The following is an 18573-nucleotide window of genomic DNA, read 5'->3' as shown; positions in this document are numbered from 1 at the left end:
ACGCCACGAGGCCACTCAAAAACTCTCTTTCAGCCATTGCCCCACCCGGGCTATCCGGCCGCTACCCGTACCAAACGGCGAGAACATTCCGCCTTGCGCCGCATGAATTTCGATGTCCGCCACCTGCGGATAGATCATCAGTCCGCAGGCGGTTGAAAATGCCGGTCCCTTCGCCGCCACCGGAAGACCGGCGACCCCCATGGGGCGGCCGATACGAACGTTGCGGGCAAGAATGCGCCGTGCCGTTTCCGGCAGCCCCGTCAGCTGGCTTGCGCCGCCGGTCAGGACAACGCGCTTGCCGACGATGGGGCTGAAGCCGGACTTCTGGATGCGATCACGGATCAATTCCAGCGTCTCTTCGATACGCGCCCGTACGATACGGGTGACCAATGCTCTTGAAACTTGCGATGGTTGATCGCGATCGTCTTCGCCAATCGGCGGGATCGAAATCATGTCGCGCTCATCCGCGCCATTCAGCAAAGCCGAACCATGCACCACCTTCAGTCTCTCTGCATCTTCGATTCGTGTCGAGAGGCCTCGTGCAAGATCTGTCGTAACGTGATGGCCGCCAAGGCCGATCGCGTCGGTGTGAATGAGACGGCCTTCGGCGAAAACCGAGATCGTCGTGGTGCCGCCGCCCATGTCGATGGCGGCACAGCCGAGTTCAACTTCATCGTCTACCAGCGCTGCAAGACCGCTGGCGTAAGGCGTCGCCACCATGCCTTCGACGGACAGATGCGCACGGTTCACACAAAGCTCGAGGTTCTTCAGCGCGGTGCGTTCGACCGTGACGACATGCATGTCGACGCCGAGAAGATCGCCATACATGGAGAGCGGATCGCGAATGCCGCGCTCGCCATCCAGCGAGTAACCTGTTGGCAGCGAATGCAGGATGGCCCGGTCCTGACGCATGGATTGCTGGCTTGCCGCCACCAGAACCTTGCGCAGATCGCTTGCTTCCACTTCCTGCCCGCCGAGATCGATGCTCGCGGTATAGATATCGCTTGCCAGCCTGCCGGCCGAAACATTGACGATCAGGCTGTCGACGGTAAGCCCCGCCATGCGCTCGGCCGCATCGACCGAAAGACGGATAACGCCTTCCAGCGCATCGAGGTCGGCAATCACGCCTGACTTCACGCCACGCGAACGCTGGTGGCCGATGCCGATGATTTCGACCTTGTGGGTGCGGCCCGGCAGGATTTCGCTTTCCTGGCGCGGCGTCAGCCGGCCGATCATGCACACGACCTTGGTCGAGCCGATGTCGAGCACCGAAACGATGTGGCTGCGCTTGGAAGAAAGCGGCTTCAGGCGAGGCAGGCCGAAATGGGAAGAACCGAAAAAGCTCATGTGTTCTTCTCCACCTTCTTGAGAGCCTTGGTGCGCGCGTCGACAGCGGCCTGACGGCGTTCCGTGGCGCCCTCGGTCAACTGGATCGTGGTGCGGTCCGCGAGCCGGAGATCGACGGCGGCGACATCGCGCGACAGCACCTTTTCCTCGAGATCGAGCCGCGCCAGCAATTGCAGCGCCTGCGGCAGGTTTTCTTCCGGCAGCTTGACGACGATGCCGTTATCGAGATGCAGATCCCAGCGGCGGCCGGCAATGCGGACATAGGCGCGGACACGGTTGCGGATTTCCGGCCAGTCGGCCAGCTGCTCGACGAAACCGGCAGCACCCGTTTCCGCGTCACGGCCGACGAAGAGCGGCAGGGCGGCGAACTTATTGTCCCGCAGCGGCGCAATCACGCTGCCGCTTTTTTCGATCAGCGACAGTTCCGTTCCATGCTGCCAGATGCCGAAGGCCTGACGCTCCTTCAGCCGGACTTCCACAGTCTTGGGGTACACCTTGCGGATATCGACATCTTCCACCCAGGGAAGCTGCACCAGCTTGCGGCGCGCCGCATCGATATCGAGCGCGATCAGCGAGGTGCTTCCATCGAGGCCGAGAAGCTGAAACACTTCGATTTCGGAGGTCTGCAGATTGCCGGAAACCTTCACGTCCTCGACCGCAAAACCTGCGGCCGATGTCGTGGTCTGGGTAACGATATTGGTGTGCCCGCCGAGCGACATGCCGTAAAGCCCGGTCACCGCGTAAAAGGCGACGGCCGAAATCGTACCGGTATGGGCGGGAATGTGAATGCGTCCGGTCGCAAGGCTGACACCGAAACGCACGAAGCGACGCAGGGGACGCGGCAATACCATGCGGTCGTCGGCGCTGGCCGCCGCCGCGAATTGTTCGCGCTTTTTTGCCGTCGACTTTTTGCCGATCACCGCAAACACGAAGCGTCCTCCACCATCCAGCTGACAAGGTTACCAAAGGAGCGGCCAGCATGAGCCGCCATTTCCGGCACCAGGGAGGTCGGCGTCATGCCCGGCTGCGTATTCACTTCAAGCCAGATAACTTCGCCATCTTCTGAGAAACGGTCGTCGTAACGAAAGTCTGAACGGCTTACGCCACGGCATCCGATCGCCCGATGCGCCATAACCGCCAGTGTTTGAATTTTTTGGTAAATTTTCGGTGAAATTTCTGCGGGAATGACATGTTTCGAGCCACCAGCCGCATATTTCGCATCATAATCATAGAAATTGTGACCGAGCGGCACCACTTCGGTGACGCCCAGCGCCTCGCCGTCGAGTACACCGCAGGTCAGTTCGCGGCCATGAATATAGCGCTCGACCATGACCTGATCGCCGTAGCGCCATTCCGAAGAGGTGAGAATCTGCGGCGGGTGCGACTGGTCTTCCTTGACGATCACGACGCCGAAGCTCGAACCTTCACGCACCGGCTTCACGACATAAGGGGGTGCAAGCGGATGTTCGCTGGTGAAATCGAAGCGGTTCATGACGCGCTCGGCAGCCACCGGGATGCCGGCAGCAGCGACAACCTTCTTGGCCTGCGCCTTGTCCATGGCGAGCGCGGAAGCGAGCACGCCGGAATGGGTATAGGGAATGGCGAGATATTCGAGAATGCCCTGAATGGTGCCGTCTTCGCCAAAGGGACCGTGCAGCGCGTTGAAGGCGACATCCGGGCGCAGCTCGGCAAGCACAGCGGCGATATCGCGCCCCACATCGACCCGGGTGACCTTGTAGCCCTCGTCTTCCAGAGCCTGCGCGCAAGCGTTGCCCGACGACAGGCTGACCGGCCGCTCCGACGAAAATCCACCCAAAAGAACAGCTACGTGCTTGCCGCTCATCGATACCTCTGACACCAACTCTCCGTTACGAACCACGCTCCGAACCGACCGAATTTGACGAACGGTGATTCTGGCACATGACCCTTGAGATCAGTTAAACGCCATTAAGGTTAATGAATCGTTTACTTTCGTTAACCGCCGCGTCCAACGTGCCGAGTTTCGTTAAAGAATCAGCACCGATCCGGATTCCCTCCTTGGAATCAGAGAGTTGCATGGATTGCAACATGCAGGTTTTCAATGATCGGAAATAAAACGGCGCTCGTGCGTCTGCCGCTCCGCGATAAAGGCAAGGCCGAAACGTTAACAGACGGGATTATTCCCCAGGGAAAATTATCTGGCGTTTCAGCGTTTTAAAACCGCGGCCTGAATCAGTCTCTCAATCGCCAAAGCATCTCCAAGAGGCATAACCACACGTGTCGCACTGATGGATCACATTATCTGCATTATTTCTTTTTTAGCATTCCATAAGAACAAAAATTGCGTTAACGCAGTCGTCGCCTCCCAAGGCATGACATTGCAATCATCCAAAATGGAACCAATACCATGACCGACGCGATATCTCCGGTATCGCCGACCGCTGACACTTCGAACGTTGTAAAGACAAATTCGCCTGCACGAGTTCTCACTGCCAGCCTGGTCGGCACGACCATCGAGTTTTTCGATTTCTACGTTTACGCCACGGCCGCAGTGCTCGTGTTCCCCACTTTGTTCTTCCCGAACAATGACCCGATGACGGCGCTTCTGGCGTCCTTCGCCACCTTCTCCATCGCCTTTTTCGCCCGCCCGCTGGGCGCTGTGGTCTTCGGCCACTATGGCGACCGCGTCGGCCGCAAGACCACGCTTGTCGCGGCGCTGCTGACCATGGGCGTCTCGACTGTCGTGATCGGCCTGCTGCCATCCTATGAGACGGCAGGCGTTCTGGCGCCGCTGCTGCTCGCGCTTTGCCGCTTCGGCCAGGGTTTCGGCCTTGGTGGCGAATGGGGCGGCGCCGTCCTGCTCGCCACGGAAAACGCCCCTCCGGGCAAGCGCAGCTGGTACGGCATGTTCCCGCAGCTCGGTGCCCCCGTTGGCCTGTTCCTTTCGTCCGGTGTGTTCTGGATCCTGCTGCACTTCATGTCTCAGGAAGCGCTTTTGAGCTGGGGCTGGCGCATTCCCTTCGTCGCTTCGATCATCCTGATCGCGGTCGGCATGTGGGTTCGCCTGTCCATCACCGAAACGCCCGATTTCCAGAAGGCAATCGAAAAGGAAGAACGTGTGGCCGTACCGGTCGCGGAACTGTTCCGCAACCACAAGCGCAGCCTCGTGCTCGGCACCTTCGTGGCGCTGGCCACCTTCGTGCTCTTCTACATCGGCACCGCCTACCTTCTGTCCTACAACGTCAAGGTCCTGAAAATCCCGTTCCTCGACGCGCTGGAAGTGCAGATCCTCGGCTCCATCGTTTTCGGCATCTTCATTCCGATCGCCGGCAAGCTCGCCGAAAAATTCGGTCGTCGTGAAATCCTGATCCTGACGACGGTGCTGATCGGCCTGTTCTCGTTCCTCCTGCCAAGCCTGATGTCCGGTGGCGAAGGCTCGATCTTCGTCTTCGCGGCTCTTGCCATGATGCTGATGGGCATGACCTACGGCCTGATCGGAACGGCGCTCGCCGCCCCCTTCCCGACCCGCGTGCGCTACACCGGCTCGTCCATCACCTTCAACATGGCCGGCATCTTTGGCGCATCGCTGGCGCCCTACATCGCCACATGGCTGCAGGTGAATTACGGCATGGGGTATGTCGGCTATTATCTCTGCGTATCGGCGCTCATCACGCTCGCCTGCATTCTTCTGTCCCGCAAGGACGAAGTCTGATCCGAACGGATTGCCAGACATTAAAAAGCCCGCGAAACCTTCGTTTCGCGGGCTTTTGTTTGCCTGTTTTAACACTTACGCCACGGCCTGGCGCCGCTCCACATGACCGGTCATGCAGACGCGATTGCGCCCTCCTTCCTTTGCCCGATAGAGCGCCAGATCGGCATTGTGCATGACCTTGTCGAAAATGTCGGCGTCGCCGCGAAACGCCACGCCAATCGAAATCGTCACCGTGATCCGCAAATCCTGATACTCCACCGGGGTGGTCTCGATGGCTGCGCGAACCCTTTCGCACATCTGCAGAAAGGCGAGCGGGCTGGTTTCCTGCACAACGACAAATTCCTCGCCACCCAGGCGGGCGACATGCGCAGAAGAATCGAAATGCTCCCTTATCCTGCGGGCGACGTTCGAGATGACGAGATCACCGGCAAGGTGGCTGTATCTGTCATTCACCTTCTTGAAATGATCGATATCAAGAAAGGCGACGCAATAGTCGCTGCCCAGTTCAGCGCATGCAGCATAAAGGCCGAGCCGGTTGCTAAGGCCGGTCAGGGCGTCCGTATGGCTCAGATGCAGGAAGCGCTCGTGGGATTGCACGAGAATTTTCACTTCCCTGGAATTCAGCCAACAGACCAGCAATGTAACCGTAAACGCCACCGTCCCGCCGAGCGTCACACTCAACATGATGCCGTTGAAGAGATCGGTTACCAGCCCGAACCGCGCGAGAAGGGTCAGGCCGCCCATGCACATCAGGATGACAATGATCGTCACGAGACAAGCGATACGAATGGAGAATTCAAGCGGCTCGAGCCGCCTGCGGCCATCCGACGTGGCGACCGAAAAACTTATCATTTCGATCGGTTTTTTCCAAAGACCCAACATCATGCTCAAAAGCGCCTAGATCACGTAATGCCGTTGGTATTTCCTGATAAAAAGTAATTTAATAGAAGGACGAGACGTCGCTTCGCCCCGATAATATGGCAAAAATTGTTGATTGACCGTTACGATACATGAAACGGCCAGATCAACAGCAGGTTTTTCTTGCAATTGGCAGCATTCGCCGAGGCTTAAGCCCCGAGGAACGGCTCCACTTCCCGGCCCGGCATGAACAGGCCAAGGCGCTTGATTTCCCATTCCAGCCGGATGCCCGACTTCTCGAACACCCGCTTGCGGATAGTCTCACCCAGATATTCCAGATCGTAACCGGTGGCATGGCCGGTATTGATCATGAAGTTGCAATGCAGCGACGACATCTGCGCGCCGCCGATGACCAGACCGCGACCGCCCGCCTCGTCGATCAGTTCCCAGGCGGAATGACCTTCGGGATTCTTGAAGGTGGAACCGCCCGTCTGCTCGCGGATTGGCTGCACGGTTTCGCGGTGGTGGCGCACGGCGTCCATATCGGCCCGGATTTTCGCCTTGTCTTCGGGATAACCCTCAAACAGCGCGCCCGTAAAGATCAGACCTGCATCGGCGCCGGAATGGCGATATCTGTAGCCCATATCGGCATTGGAAAGCACATGCTGGTTGCCCTGACGGTCGACCGCATAGACCTCCACGACACGCTCGCGCGTCTCGCCGCCATTGGCGCCCGCATTCATGCGCAGCGCACCGCCGATGGAGCCGGGAATGCCGTAATAGAAATGGAACCCGCCAATGCCATTATCCATGGCCATAGCGGCAATATGCTTGTCAGGGCAGATCGCGCCCGCCTTGATGCGGTTTTCACCGGCAAGCTCCACCTGGCCAAAGCCCTTGGCGGACAGACGGACGACAACGCCCGGAATGCCGCCATCGCGCACCAGAAGGTTCGAGCCGACGCCAACCACGGTCAACGGCACGTCTTCCGGCAGAATTTTCAGGAAGGCAATCAGATCGTCGGTATCGTGCGGCTGGAACATGACTTCCGCAAGACCGCCGGCTCTGAACCACGTCACGCGGTCCATGGGCGCATCCGGTGTCAGACGTCCCCGCAATTCATTTACCCCGTCGCCGAGCCTCCCCAGCAATTTAACCCCATCGACCTGTCTCATTCAGACTTTCCTGATATGCTCTTCAATTCCGAAGGCAGCGCCGCTGCCCATTGCGTGATATTTCCAGCCCCCAAGAGAACCACGAAATCACCCGGATTCGCAATGCCTGCAACCACTGAGGCGAGATCTTCCCGTTTCTCGAGAAAACGGGCGTCCCGGTGGCCGGCTGCCTTGATGGCCGAAACCAGCGCTTCCGAGCTTGCGCCCTCGATCGGATCTTCGCCCGCGGCATAGACCGGAGCAAGGATAATCGTGTCGGCATCGTTAAAACAATGCGCGAAATCGTCGAACAGGCTGGAAAGGCGGCTATAGCGGTGCGGCTGGTGCACGGCGATGATGCGGCCCTTGCAGGCCTCCCGCGCCGCCTTCAGCACGGCCTTGATCTCCACCGGATGGTGGCCGTAGTCATCGAAAACCTGCACCCCATTGGCTTCGCCCGTCAGCGTGAAACGCCGCTTGACGCCGCCGAAGGAGGCAAGGCCCTTCTTGATGTCGGCTTCCGAAATGCCGAGACGATTGGCAACCGCAATCGCCGCCGTCGCATTAGAGACGTTGTGGCGGCCGGGCATCGGCAGGACGAGGTCCTTGAAGGAGAATATCTTGCCCGTGCGGCGACGGCGGATTTCCACGTCGAACACCGAGCGCGTGCCGTCGATGCGCACATTCGAAAAGCGCACATCGGCCTGCGGGTTCTCGCCATAGGTGATGACCTTGCGGTCCTCGATGCGGCCGACCAGTGCCTGCACTTCCGGATGATCGAGGCACATGACGCCGAAACCGTAGAAAGGCACGTTCTCGACGAACTGACGGAATGCGGCGCGTACGGCATCGAAATTGCCGTAATGGTCGAGATGTTCCGGATCGATATTGGTGATGACAGCCACATCGGCCGGCAGCTTCAGGAAGGTGCCGTCGGACTCGTCGGCCTCCACCACCATCCACTCGCCCTCACCCATGCGGGCATTGGTGCCGTAAGCATTGATGATGCCGCCATTGATGACGGTCGGGTCGAGATTGCCGGCTTCCAGCAGGGTTGCGACCATGGAGGTGGTCGTGGTCTTGCCATGGGTGCCGCCGATGGCGATGGCATTACGGAAACGCATCAGTTCGGCCAGCATTTCGGCCCGGCGAACGATCGGCAGGTGCTTTTCACGCGCCGCGATGAGTTCGGGATTGTTCTTCTTGATGGCGGTGGAAACGACCACGACCTCGGCATCGCCGATATTATCCGCCGTATGACCGACGAAAACCTCGATGCCCTTGTCGCGCAGCCGCTGCACATTGGCGCTGTCGGCCTGATCCGACCCCTGAACGCGGTGGCCGAGATTGTGAAGCACTTCGGCAATGCCGCTCATGCCGATCCCGCCTATGCCGATGAAATGCACAAGGCCTATGGCTTTCGGCATCTTCATGCCCCAACTCCTTCATTCTTCTTCTTGAATTCCTGCACGGACCGGCCGGAGGCAATCGCCTCCACCAGATCGGCCAGCACATCCGCCGCATGCGGTTTGCCCGTCGCCTTTGCTGCCGCCGCCGTTGCCGAAAGACGATCCGGCTCCGAAAGCGCTGAGGACAGCAGGCCGGAAAGCTTCTGCGGCGACAGTTCCGCCTGCTTGATGACGCTTGCCCCGCCCGCCGCCGAAAGCGCTGCCGCATTGGCGGCCTGATCGTGATCGAGCGCATGCGGATACGGAACGAGGATAGATGGGCGGCCGATCACCGAAAGCTCCGATACGGTCGATGCGCCCGAGCGGCTGATGACCAGATCGGCATCGCCGATGCGCGACGCCATGTCGCCGAAGAAGGGCGAAACATCCGCCTTCACGCCGAGCTTCTGATAGGAGGCGACCACGCTGTCCTTGTCTTCCGGCCGCGCCTGCTGGGTGACGACGATGCGCTTGCGCTGTTCATCCTTCAGCAGGCAGATCGCCGCAGGCACCGCGCTCGAGAAGAACTGCGCGCCCTGGCTGCCGCCGAAAACGACAAGCTGGAATGTCTCACCCGTCTGCGAGGGCGTATAGGGTATCTCCGACGCCGCCAGCACCGCCGGGCGAACGGGATTGCCGGTCGCCACCGTCTTGTCGGAATATTGGCCATTGGCGGGCGGCAGGAAACCGCCGGCAATCGCTTTCACCCGGCCTGCCAGCGCCTTGTTGGCGCGGCCCATTACGGCATTCTGCTCGTGAATGATGGACGGAACGCCAAGCCCGGTGGATGCCAGAAGCGGCGGCACGGTGGGATAACCGCCGAAACCGACAACTGCTACCGGCTTCAGTTTCGCCACCAGCCGGCGTGCGGCGCGCAGGCCGACCCAAAGCTTCCAGAGCGAACGCGCCACGGAAATCGGGTTTTTCGAGCCGATGGTGGCGGACGGCACAACATGGATTTCATCCGCCGGAAACTTGCCGGCATAACGCTCGGCGCGGCTGTCGGTAACGAGGTGCACCTGATAACCGCGCGCTTTCAGCGTGTGCGCGAGCGCCTCGGCTGGAAAGACATGGCCGCCGGTTCCCCCGGCGGCAAGAAGAACAATACCCTTGCTCATGATCGTTTACTCCGCGGGAACGCCGGAACCGACGCGGAAGAAACTCCGCTCCTGCGCCCGCTTTTCGGGTCTGTGGCGTGTCAGCGCCAGAAGGAAGCCGGCGGTCACGCAGATCGCCATCATCGACGAACCGCCATAGGAAATCAGCGGCAGCGTCATGCCCTTGGCGGGCATCAGTTCCAGATTGACGCCGATATTGATCATAGACTGCATGCCAATCTGCAGCACGAGGCCGGCCACGGCGAAGCGGCAGAAATCGTCCTTTTCCTTGAAGGCGTGCGACAGGCCGCGCAGCACGATGAAGGCGAAGATCGCGACGAGGAACATGCAGAAAACGATGCCGAATTCTTCCGCCGCCACCGAGAAGATGAAGTCGGTATGGCTGTCGGGAATGATGCGCTTGACGATGCCTTCGCCCGGTCCGCGCCCGAACCAGTCGCCGCGAATGATAGCCTCACGCGCCGTATCCACCTGGAACGTATCGCCTTCGCCGGTCCAGAAACGGTCGATACGACCGGCCACGTGCGGCAGCATCAGATAGGCGGAGATGATGCCGCCGACGCCGACGCCGCCGAGCATGATGATCCAGAACCACGGCACGCCGGCCATGAAGAACATGCCGCCCCAGACCACGGAGGTCAGGATCGTCTGGCCGAAGTCCGGCTGGGCGATCAGGAGCGCCGCCACGATGCCGAAGGTGATGATGGCGAAGAGATTGCCGGGAATTTCAGGATGGCGTGCCCGTTCGGCAAACAGCCATGCGCAGACGATGACGAAGGCCGGCTTCATGAATTCCGACGGCTGGATCGAGAAGGTGCCGATGGAAATCCAGCGCCGCGCACCCTTGACCTCGATGCCGAAGAACAACGCGAAGATCATCATCAGCAGCGAAACGATAAGCATGATGACCGCGACGCGTCGCACCTGACGCGGCGACAGGAAGGACAGGCCGACCATGATCGCGAGCGACGGCACCATGAACATCGCCTGACGCTCGACGAAGAAGAAGCTGTTGAGGCCGATACGCTCGGCAACCGCAGGCGAGGCCGCAAAGGACAGCATCAGGCCGATGCCCATCAGCGCGATGAACGCCGCCAGAAAGAAACGGTCGATGGTCCAGAACCACTCCGCGACCGGACCGCGATCAACTCGGCTTACCATGGCCTTCAGCCCCCTTTTCCAGAGTCAACCAGCATCGTCATGCCATCGAGCGCCGCGACCTGCGCGACGAACGAATCACCTCTGATCTCAAAATTCTTATATTGATCGAAGCTTGCGCAAGCCGGGGATAACATCACGATATTGCCGGCCGTCGCATCTTTTTCCGCATCCGCCGCCGCATGTTGCACGGCCTTGTCCAGCGTGCCGGATATTTCATAAGGCACGGCTTCACCAAGTGTCGCGGCAAATTCCGCCGCCGCCTCGCCGATCAGATAGGCCTTGGCGATGCGCGGGAAAAGCGGCGAGAGGCTGGTGATGCCGCCCGCTTTCGGCAGACCGCCGGCGATCCAGTAGATACGGTCGAAACTTGAAAGCGCCGGTGCCGCAGCATCGGCATTGGTGGCCTTGCTGTCATTGACGAAGGTGACGTTGCCACGTCGACCGACCGGCTGCATTCGATGCTTGAGGCCGGGAAAAGACCTCAGGCCTGCGCGAACTTCCTCTTCGGAAACCCCGACCGCAAGGCAGGCGGCGATTGCCGCCGCCGCATTCTGCGCATTGTGGCTGCCGCGCAGGGTCTGGATACCGTCGAGATCGGTGAGCAGCGAAGAAGTGCCGCCATGCGCACGGAAAATACGGCTGCCTTCGGCATAGAGACCTTCGGAAACGACATTGCGCTTGGAAATGCGCTCCACCTTCACGCCGGCGCGTTCGATACGGTCGGCGATCAGCGTCGAATGGCTGTCATCGACACCGACGATGGCCGTTTGACTGCCCGCCACCAGCCGTTCCTTGACGTCGGCATAGTGCTGCATCGTGCCGTGACGGTCGAGATGGTCAGGCGTCAGATTGAGAAGAATGCCAGCGGTCGGATTGATCGTCGGTGCGAGATCGATCTGGTAGGACGAGCATTCGACAACATAGAAGCGTTGCGCCTTCGGCGGATCGAGGCTCAGCACCGCCGTACCGATATTGCCGCCAAGCTGCGTATCGCGGCCGGACACGTTGAGAATATGCGCGATCAGCGCCGTCGTTGTCGACTTGCCGTTGGTGCCGGTAATCGCGATAAAAGGGCAATCCGGCGCATGCGCACGGCGCTCGCGGATGAAAAGCTCGATATCGCCGATGATCTCGACGCCCGCCGCTTTCGCAAGGTCGACCGACCAATGCGGTTTCGGATGCGTCAGCGGCACGCCGGGCGCCAGAACAAAGGAAGAAAAGCTTGGCCAGTCAATCGTCCGAAGATCCGCCGTCTTGATGCCTTCGGCCTCTGCCTTCGCGACACTGTCGGGATTGTCGTCGAAAGCAACGACATCCGCCCCGCCGGCCACCAGCGCCCGGGCCGTCACGAGACCCGAACCGCCAAGCCCGAAAAGCGCGACCTTCTTACCTTTGAACGACGTGACCGGGATCATCGCTCACCTCAGCTTCAGGGTGGCGAGGCCAAGCAGCGCGAGGCCAACGGAGATGATCCAGAAACGGATGACCACCTGGCTTTCCGTCCAGCCCTTTTTCTCGAAATGGTGATGGATCGGCGCCATCAGGAAGACGCGCCTGCCGGTGCGCTTGAACCAGAAGACCTGGATGATGACAGACAGTGTTTCCATGACGAACAGACCGCCGACGATGACCATGACGATCTCGTGCTTGGTCGCGACAGCGATGGAGCCGATCAGGCCTCCGAGCGCCAGCGAACCCGTATCGCCCATGAAGATGGCGGCGGGCGGAGCGTTGAACCACAGGAAGCCGAGGCCTGCGCCGATGACCGCGCCGACGATGACGGCAAGTTCGCCCGTGCCGGGCACGAAATTGATCTGCAGGTAATTGGCGAAAACCGCGTTACCGGCGAGATAGGCGATCACGCCGAAGGTGGCGGCGGCGATCATCACAGGCACGATGGCGAGACCATCGAGACCATCCGTCAGGTTCACGGCATTGCCCGCGCCAACGATGACGAAAGCACCGAACAGCACGAAGAAGTAGCCGAGATTGATCACGAATTCCTTGAAGAAGGGAAAGGCGATGGAGCTGCCGAGCGTGCCGCCATGCGGTGCGGAAGCGAGCGCCATCTTCATCATGAAGAACACGGCAATCGCCGCAATCAGGAATTCAATGCCGAGACGGGCCTTGCCGGAAAACCCCTTGTCGCTCTGTTTCGTGACCTTGAGATAATCGTCGTAGAAGCCGATGGCTCCGAAACCGAGCGTCACCATCAAAACGGCGACGACATAGACGTTCGACAGATCGCCCCAGAGCAGCGAACCGCCGAGAATGCCGGCAAGGATCATCAGGCCGCCCATGGTCGGCGTGCCGGCCTTCTTGAAATGCGTCTGCGGACCATCCGCGCGGATGGGCTGGCCCTTGCCCTGGCGCACGCGCAGCGAATTGATGATCGCCGGTCCGAACAGGAAGACGATCAACGCAGAGGTGAACATCGCAGCACCCGCCCGGAAGGTGATGTACCGGAACAGGTTGAAGATTTGAATTTTATCCGACAGTTCGACGAGCCAGATCAGCATAATTGCCCTTTCAAAAGGCTATTTCAGACTTGGCGTTCCGTCTCGGGGAATGCCGGATACTTGTCAAGCAGGGCGGCGACAATCTTGCCGAAACCAAGCCCAAGTGACGATTTTACCATCAGCGCGTCTCCCGGTTGCACCCATTGCAGGGCGAAATCGGTCAGTTCCGCCGTCGTCGGGAACCAGATGACGGTAACGCTGTCCGGCAACGCATCACGCAGCGCCGCCATCGCCTCACCCGCCAGCCAGACATGTTCGATACCGGCCGCAAGCAGTGGGCCGGCCAATTCTTCATGCAACTGCGCGGAAAACTCGCCCATCTCCAGCATGTCGCCGAGGACTGCGACGCGCCTTCCGTGACCCTGCGTCGGCGTTTCCGCCAGCACGGCGATCGCCGCGCGCATGGAGGCCGGATTGGCATTGTAGCTTTCATCGATCAGCAGGAAGGTGCCGCCGTTGATTGCCAGCTGATGGCGCTGGCCGCGCCCCTTTACCGCCTCAAGCGTTCCCAGCGCCTCGAAGGCACGGTCGAGATTGGCGCCGGTGACCGCAACGGCGCCCAGCACGGCCATGGCGTTATCGGCAATGTGCCGGCCGGGAATATTGATGTGCAACTCGCTGGTTTCACCGTTCAGGATCGCCCAGATCGTCGAGCCCGTCGTCGTGCTCTCGAAATCCGCGAGGCGGAAATCCGCCTTGGCATGCTGCCCGAAGGTGAGGATATGTTCGATGCCCTGTTCCTGGGCCGCTTCTTCAAGCTGTTCGAATTGGGCGTTATCGCGGTTGAGGATGACGGAACCGCCCTCCTCCAGACCCTCGAAAATCTCCGCCTTGGCGCTAGCGATCTCTTCGATGTTCTTGAAATTGCCAAGATGGGCCGGCGCGATGGTCGTGATGATCGCCACATGCGGGCGCACCAGCTTCACCAGCGGCCGGATTTCGCCTGAATGGTTCATGCCGATTTCGAAAACACCGAATTCCGTGTCGGCAGGCATGCGCGCCAGCGTCAGCGGCACGCCCCAGTGGTTGTTGAAGGAGGCCACCGCCGCATGCACCCGGCCTGAAGGGGCGAGCGCCTGCCGCAGCATTTCCTTGGTCGTGGTCTTGCCGACCGAACCGGTCACCGCAATGATGCGCGCCGACGTTCTTTCACGCGCCGCGATGGCGAGCTTGCCGAGTGCGGCAAGCACGTCTTCCACCACGATCATCGGCACGGTCAGGCGGCCGAGCGCCGGCAGCTTGGCCTCGGCAACGACCAGAAGTCCCGCCCCGTTCGCAACGGCGAAACTGGTGTAATCATGACCGTCCACCCGGTCGCCCTTGATGGCGAAGAACGCTTCGCCTGGCTTGACCGTCCGGCTGTCGATGGAAATGCCGGTGATTCCGGTCGGCAGGTTGCCCACGGGGCGTCCTGCCGTGATGGCGATCATGTCGGCGACTGTCCATAACCAGCTCAAATCTTCGATCCTTCCAGCCCTGCCAGTGCAGCGCGCACCTGTTCATGATCGGAAAACGGCAGCGTTACCGAACCGACGATCTGCCCCTCTTCATGCCCCTTGCCTGCGACGATCAGCGTATCGCCATGCGAAAGCAGCGACACCGCATGGCGGATAGCGTCCGCCCTGTCGCCGATTTCCAATGCGCCGGGTGCCGCCGCCATGACTTCGGAACGGATCGTTGCAGCATCTTCCGAACGCGGATTGTCGTCGGTGACGATAACGATGTCGGAAAGCCGCGTCGCAACCTCGCCCATGATCGGGCGCTTGCCCTTGTCGCGGTCGCCGCCGCAGCCGAAGACGGTGATGATGCGGCCTGAGGTGAAGGGCCGGACCGAGGTGAGCACATTTTCCAGCGCATCCGGCTTGTGGGCATAATCCACATAGGCAAGCGCGCCGTTTTTCGTCTGGCCTACCAGTTCCAGACGGCCGGTAGCGCCGATCAGCTTTTCGAGCGCCTTCAGCGCGGTTGCTGCGGGAACGCCGGTGGACATGGCAAGACCGGCCGCGACGAGAGCGTTCGCAACCTGAAAATCACCCGCCAAGGGGATGTCGACTTCATAAATCTCGCCGCCATGATGCACTTCGATCATCTGCTTGTGACGGAAGTGCTCGACACGCTTCAGGGCCAGATATTCGCCTTTGCGACCGACCGTGCGCACATCGAGACCGGCTTCGCGCGCCGCCCGGATCGCCTTTTCCGACCACGGGTCGTCGGCGAAGATCACGGCGGGAGCGCCCTTTTCCATCAGCGTATCGAAGAGCCGCATCTTCGCGGCCATATAGTCCTCGACGGTCGGATGATAATCCATGTGGTCGCGGCCAAGATTGGTGAAGCCGGCGGCAGAAAGGTGGACGCCATCGAGGCGGCGCTGGTCAAGACCGTGGCTGGACGCCTCCATCGCCGCATGCGTCACGCCTTCAGCCGCAAGTTCGGCCAGAAGCGCATGCAGCGTCACCGGATCGGGCGTGGTGAGCGCGCCGTAATCCTCGCGGCCGGGTGCAATCACACCTGTCGTGCCGATCTGTGCAGCGGCATGGCCGGCGAAAGCCCAGATTTGCCGCACGAAGGAAGCAACGGACGTCTTTCCCGCAGTACCGGTGACGGCGACCATGGTTTCCGGCTGTTTTCCGTAAAAACGGGAAGCGGCAAGGGAGAGATAAAGGCGTGGATCGGTGACCGAAAGCACCGGCACATCGGCATCCAGCGCGTGTCCGGAAACGATGGCGACCGCGCCCTTGGCAACCGCGTCCTTCACATAGGCCGCGCCATCCGCCCTGGTGCCCGCAACCGCCACGAACACGCTGCCCGGCGCAGCCTTGCGGCTGTCTGCGGTGATCCCCCCGATTTCGATCGCCCCGATCTCAGACAGGAGCAATTCTTTCAATTCCGGAAACGCATCTCCGGATATATCTCGCAAATTCATCGACTGTGTCCGTCTTGTCCCCCCGGCGCGAATCGCCGGAACATCATAAGCTAACAATCAATAAGACACGAGCAAGGCCGAGCCATCCTTGCCGAACTTCGGCTTCACGCCCAGCACCGCCGCCGTGCGGGTGATGATATCGCGCACCATCGGCGCTGCGGATGTGCCGGCGAGTGCCGCGCCATTGCCCTTGTCCGTCTTCGGCTCGTCGATGAAGGACAGCACGACATATTGCGGATCGTCCATTGGGAAGGCCGAGAGGAAGGCGTTGAAGTTCTTGTCGTGCACATAACGTCCGTTGACGACCTTGTCGGCCGTGCCGGTCTTGCCGCCGACGTTGAAGCCATCGACGCGCGCGTTGCGGCCGGAACCGTTGACACCGTTCCACTCGAACAGGAAACGCATGTCCTTGCTGGCGCCCGGTTTCAGAACCTGCTTGGCCACCTGATCGGCCTGTTCGCGCGTGCGCGGCAGGAAAGTCGGTTCGATCAGTTTGCCGCCATTGACGAGTGCAGCGCCGGCAACCGCCGTCTGCAACGGTGTCGTGGAAACGCCGTGGCCGAAGGAAATGGTAATCGAGTTGATCTTCTTCCATTCGCGCGGCTGCGACGGCAGCGCCACTTCCGGCAATTCGGTCTGCATGCGGGTCAAAAGGCCAAGCCGGGTGAGGAATTCCTTGTGGCCTTCCGTTCCCACCGTGTCGGCAATCTTGGCTGTACCGATATTGGAGGAATACTGGAAGATTTCCGGCACCGAAAGCATCCGGCCCTTGCCGTGGAAGTCCTTGATGGTGAAACCGCCGATGCGGATCGGATAACGCGCATCGAAGGTATCGCCGAGACGGACGCGGCCCGAATCGAGACCCATGGCGATGGTGAAGGACTTGAAGGTGGACCCCATTTCGAACGTGCCGTTCGACATGCGGTTGAGCCAGCCTTCCTTGGCGCCTTCGGCCGGATTGTTAGGATCGTAATCCGGCACGGAGGCCATGGCGAGGACTTCGCCGGTATGCACATCCAGAACCACCGCGCCGGCGCCGATTGCCTGGAACTTGGTGATGGCCGAGGTCACGACTTCGCGGACAATGGACTGTACGCGCAGATCGATGGAAAGCTTCACCGGCTCCAGCGGCTGGTCGCTGGTCATGCCAAGCGCGGTCAGATCGGCAAGGCCCTGGCTGTCGACGTAACGTTCCATGCCGGCAACACCGCGATTGTCGATATTGACGTGACCGACGACATGCGCAGCGGTCGGCCCGCCGGGATAAAAGCGGCGCTTTTCCGGACGGAAGCCGACGCCTGGAATGCCGAGCGCCAGAATCTGGCTCTGCTGCTTCGGCGTCAGCTGGCGGCGCAGCCACTGGAAGCGCGAATTGGAGGAAAGCTTCTGATAGGTGCTGCGCTGGTCGAGATCCGGCAGAACCGTCCGCAGCTTCTCGATAGCCTCATCGATATCGACGATGCGATGCGGTTCGGCGAAAAGCGAGACGGTGCGAATATCGGTGGCCAGAACCTCGCCATTGCGGTCGAGAAGATCGGGGCGCGACGCCATCAAGCGGTCGGCGGGTGCGATGCTCGATACCGTTTCCTGCTCGGCCATGCCATATTGCACAAGACGCCCGCCAACGACGGCGTAAAAGGCCACAAAACCGAAAATAATGAGGCCGACACGGCTTTTCGCCTGGGCGGCGCGCTTCTTGCGGGCGCCCTCAAAAGCCGCATGGTCGGTATAAACACCGGTGGTGCTGGCGGAAAAATGAGCCTTGCTCTTCAAAACCATGACGCGGGAGAGAAAAGACATTAGCGGTTCACCGATCCTGTTATCGTGTCATCCATGTCGTCGGTTTCATCGCCCGCGACGGCGGAGACGGCCGGAGCCGCTGTTGGACGGGAAACACGCGCCCGGGGTGTCGGAACCGGAGTGCCGTTGACGGCAATCTGGCCCGCCGGCGGTGATTTCTTTTTGGTGGCCGCGCCAAGCGTCGCACCCGGCTTGGAACCGTTGACGGCGGCGGCAATGACATCCTCGACGCTCATGCCTTCCGGCTCGGGCGGTTGCGGCAGTTGCGAGCGCAGCATGGGCAGCTCACGCGGCTGCGCCAGCTGCGTCGGCAGCGTCGGCGAAAGGCCAAGCTCATCCTGATAGGCATTCACGAGACGGTGCAGACGGTTCGGCTGCGTCAGGAGCGCCCAGTCGGCCCTCAAAAGATCGATCGTATCCTTCTCAAGCTTGATCTCGGCCTCCAGCTTGCGGACCTCCTCAAGCTTCAGATCGGCCTTGTGCTTGATCGAATAGGTCACGACGGCCGCGGCGACCATCACACCCATCAAGATGACATCGAAAGTGCGCAGCAT

The 18573-nt window shown here is 60.6% G+C and carries 15 protein-coding genes; 1 reads left to right on the top strand and 14 read right to left on the bottom strand.

The features are described 5' to 3' along the window. Positions 1 to 15 precede the first annotated feature (15 nt). The 3 genes from ftsA to ACQZ40_RS11210 are packed head-to-tail and all read right to left on the bottom strand — an operon-like array spanning position 16 to position 3190. On the bottom strand, positions 16 to 1347 hold the full coding sequence (gene ftsA, locus ACQZ40_RS11220; RefSeq protein ID WP_003513208.1) for a cell division protein FtsA: 1332 nt from the start codon (positions 1345 to 1347) through the stop codon (positions 16 to 18). Then, on the bottom strand, positions 1344 to 2276 hold the full coding sequence (locus ACQZ40_RS11215) for a cell division protein FtsQ/DivIB (protein ID WP_448747954.1): 933 nt from the start codon (positions 2274 to 2276) through the stop codon (positions 1344 to 1346). Before ACQZ40_RS11215 ends, ftsA begins: the two co-directional genes overlap by 4 nt. Next, positions 2264 to 3190 (bottom strand): D-alanine--D-alanine ligase, encoded by a 927-nt coding sequence (locus tag ACQZ40_RS11210; RefSeq protein WP_125145597.1) that lies wholly within the window; start codon positions 3188 to 3190, stop codon positions 2264 to 2266. The genes ACQZ40_RS11215 and ACQZ40_RS11210 overlap by 13 nt, the downstream gene beginning before the upstream one ends. A 543-nt stretch (positions 3191 to 3733) precedes the next feature. Here ACQZ40_RS11210 and ACQZ40_RS11205 point away from each other — a divergent pair. Continuing rightward, positions 3734 to 5038, top strand: a complete 1305-nt coding sequence (locus ACQZ40_RS11205; protein ID WP_078051851.1) for an MFS transporter — start codon at positions 3734 to 3736, stop codon at positions 5036 to 5038. Positions 5039 to 5113: 75 nt separating this feature from the next. Here ACQZ40_RS11205 and ACQZ40_RS11200 read toward each other — a convergent pair whose 3' ends face one another. From ACQZ40_RS11200 to ftsL, 11 genes are all read right to left on the bottom strand, one after another. Beyond that, positions 5114 to 5923 carry a GGDEF domain-containing protein gene (locus ACQZ40_RS11200; RefSeq protein ID WP_065655956.1) on the bottom strand — a complete coding sequence of 270 codons (810 nt, stop codon included), beginning with the start codon at positions 5921 to 5923 and terminating at the stop codon, positions 5114 to 5116. A gap of 182 nt (positions 5924 to 6105) precedes the next feature. Then, entirely contained in the window at positions 6106 to 7071 is a 966-nt protein-coding gene (gene murB / locus ACQZ40_RS11195; protein ID WP_448747953.1) for a UDP-N-acetylmuramate dehydrogenase, read from the bottom strand. After that, positions 7068 to 8483: a UDP-N-acetylmuramate--L-alanine ligase gene (gene murC / locus ACQZ40_RS11190; protein WP_065655814.1), complete on the bottom strand. Its 1416-nt coding sequence runs from the start codon at positions 8481 to 8483 to the stop codon at positions 7068 to 7070. The genes murB and murC overlap by 4 nt, the downstream gene beginning before the upstream one ends. Next, on the bottom strand, positions 8480 to 9616 hold the full coding sequence (gene murG / locus ACQZ40_RS11185; protein ID WP_448747952.1) for an undecaprenyldiphospho-muramoylpentapeptide beta-N-acetylglucosaminyltransferase: 1137 nt from the start codon (positions 9614 to 9616) through the stop codon (positions 8480 to 8482). The genes murC and murG overlap by 4 nt, the downstream gene beginning before the upstream one ends. Before the next feature lie 6 nt (positions 9617 to 9622). After that, positions 9623 to 10777 carry a putative lipid II flippase FtsW gene (gene ftsW / locus ACQZ40_RS11180; RefSeq protein WP_065655812.1) on the bottom strand — a complete coding sequence of 385 codons (1155 nt, stop codon included), beginning with the start codon at positions 10775 to 10777 and terminating at the stop codon, positions 9623 to 9625. A gap of 5 nt (positions 10778 to 10782) precedes the next feature. Beyond that, on the bottom strand, positions 10783 to 12192 hold the full coding sequence (gene murD / locus ACQZ40_RS11175; protein ID WP_448747951.1) for a UDP-N-acetylmuramoyl-L-alanine--D-glutamate ligase: 1410 nt from the start codon (positions 12190 to 12192) through the stop codon (positions 10783 to 10785). Positions 12193 to 12195: 3 nt separating this feature from the next. After that, positions 12196 to 13296 (bottom strand): phospho-N-acetylmuramoyl-pentapeptide-transferase, encoded by a 1101-nt coding sequence (mraY, locus tag ACQZ40_RS11170; RefSeq protein ID WP_003522196.1) that lies wholly within the window; start codon positions 13294 to 13296, stop codon positions 12196 to 12198. A 23-nt stretch (positions 13297 to 13319) separates the two neighbouring features. After that, complete coding sequence (locus ACQZ40_RS11165) at positions 13320 to 14753, bottom strand: UDP-N-acetylmuramoylalanyl-D-glutamyl-2,6-diaminopimelate--D-alanyl-D-alanine ligase (RefSeq protein ID WP_065655810.1); 1434 nt, start codon at positions 14751 to 14753, stop codon at positions 13320 to 13322. Further along, positions 14750 to 16219: a UDP-N-acetylmuramoyl-L-alanyl-D-glutamate--2,6-diaminopimelate ligase gene (locus ACQZ40_RS11160; protein ID WP_448747950.1), complete on the bottom strand. Its 1470-nt coding sequence runs from the start codon at positions 16217 to 16219 to the stop codon at positions 14750 to 14752. The genes ACQZ40_RS11165 and ACQZ40_RS11160 overlap by 4 nt, the downstream gene beginning before the upstream one ends. A 57-nt stretch (positions 16220 to 16276) precedes the next feature. Continuing rightward, positions 16277 to 18019 carry a peptidoglycan D,D-transpeptidase FtsI family protein gene (locus ACQZ40_RS11155; RefSeq protein WP_003522193.1) on the bottom strand — a complete coding sequence of 581 codons (1743 nt, stop codon included), beginning with the start codon at positions 18017 to 18019 and terminating at the stop codon, positions 16277 to 16279. Continuing rightward, positions 18019 to 18573 (bottom strand): cell division protein FtsL, encoded by a 555-nt coding sequence (gene ftsL / locus ACQZ40_RS11150; protein WP_020811527.1) that lies wholly within the window; start codon positions 18571 to 18573, stop codon positions 18019 to 18021. Before ftsL ends, ACQZ40_RS11155 begins: the two co-directional genes overlap by 1 nt.

Source organism: Agrobacterium sp. 16-172Ci, assembly GCF_053522725.1.
Note: the sequence above shows the minus strand (reverse complement) of the source record. Positions and strands in the feature narration are given on the sequence as shown.

Coding starts and splice junctions, on each gene's coding strand:
- ftsA (WP_003513208.1), bottom strand. CDS start 1,347: ATGAGCTTTTTCGGTTCTTCCCATTTCGGCCTGCCTCGCCTGAAGCCG.
- ACQZ40_RS11210 (WP_125145597.1), bottom strand. CDS start 3,190: ATGAGCGGCAAGCACGTAGCTGTTCTTTTGGGTGGATTTTCGTCGGAG.
- ACQZ40_RS11205 (WP_078051851.1), top strand. CDS start 3,734: ATGACCGACGCGATATCTCCGGTATCGCCGACCGCTGACACTTCGAAC.
- ACQZ40_RS11200 (WP_065655956.1), bottom strand. CDS start 5,923: ATGATGTTGGGTCTTTGGAAAAAACCGATCGAAATGATAAGTTTTTCG.
- murB (WP_448747953.1), bottom strand. CDS start 7,071: ATGAGACAGGTCGATGGGGTTAAATTGCTGGGGAGGCTCGGCGACGGG.
- murC (WP_065655814.1), bottom strand. CDS start 8,483: ATGAAGATGCCGAAAGCCATAGGCCTTGTGCATTTCATCGGCATAGGC.
- murG (WP_448747952.1), bottom strand. CDS start 9,616: ATGAGCAAGGGTATTGTTCTTCTTGCCGCCGGGGGAACCGGCGGCCAT.
- ftsW (WP_065655812.1), bottom strand. CDS start 10,777: ATGGTAAGCCGAGTTGATCGCGGTCCGGTCGCGGAGTGGTTCTGGACC.
- murD (WP_448747951.1), bottom strand. CDS start 12,192: ATGATCCCGGTCACGTCGTTCAAAGGTAAGAAGGTCGCGCTTTTCGGG.
- mraY (WP_003522196.1), bottom strand. CDS start 13,296: ATGCTGATCTGGCTCGTCGAACTGTCGGATAAAATTCAAATCTTCAAC.
- ACQZ40_RS11160 (WP_448747950.1), bottom strand. CDS start 16,219: ATGAATTTGCGAGATATATCCGGAGATGCGTTTCCGGAATTGAAAGAA.
- ACQZ40_RS11155 (WP_003522193.1), bottom strand. CDS start 18,019: ATGTCTTTTCTCTCCCGCGTCATGGTTTTGAAGAGCAAGGCTCATTTT.
- ftsL (WP_020811527.1), bottom strand. CDS start 18,573: ATGCTGCGCACTTTCGATGTCATCTTGATGGGTGTGATGGTCGCCGCG.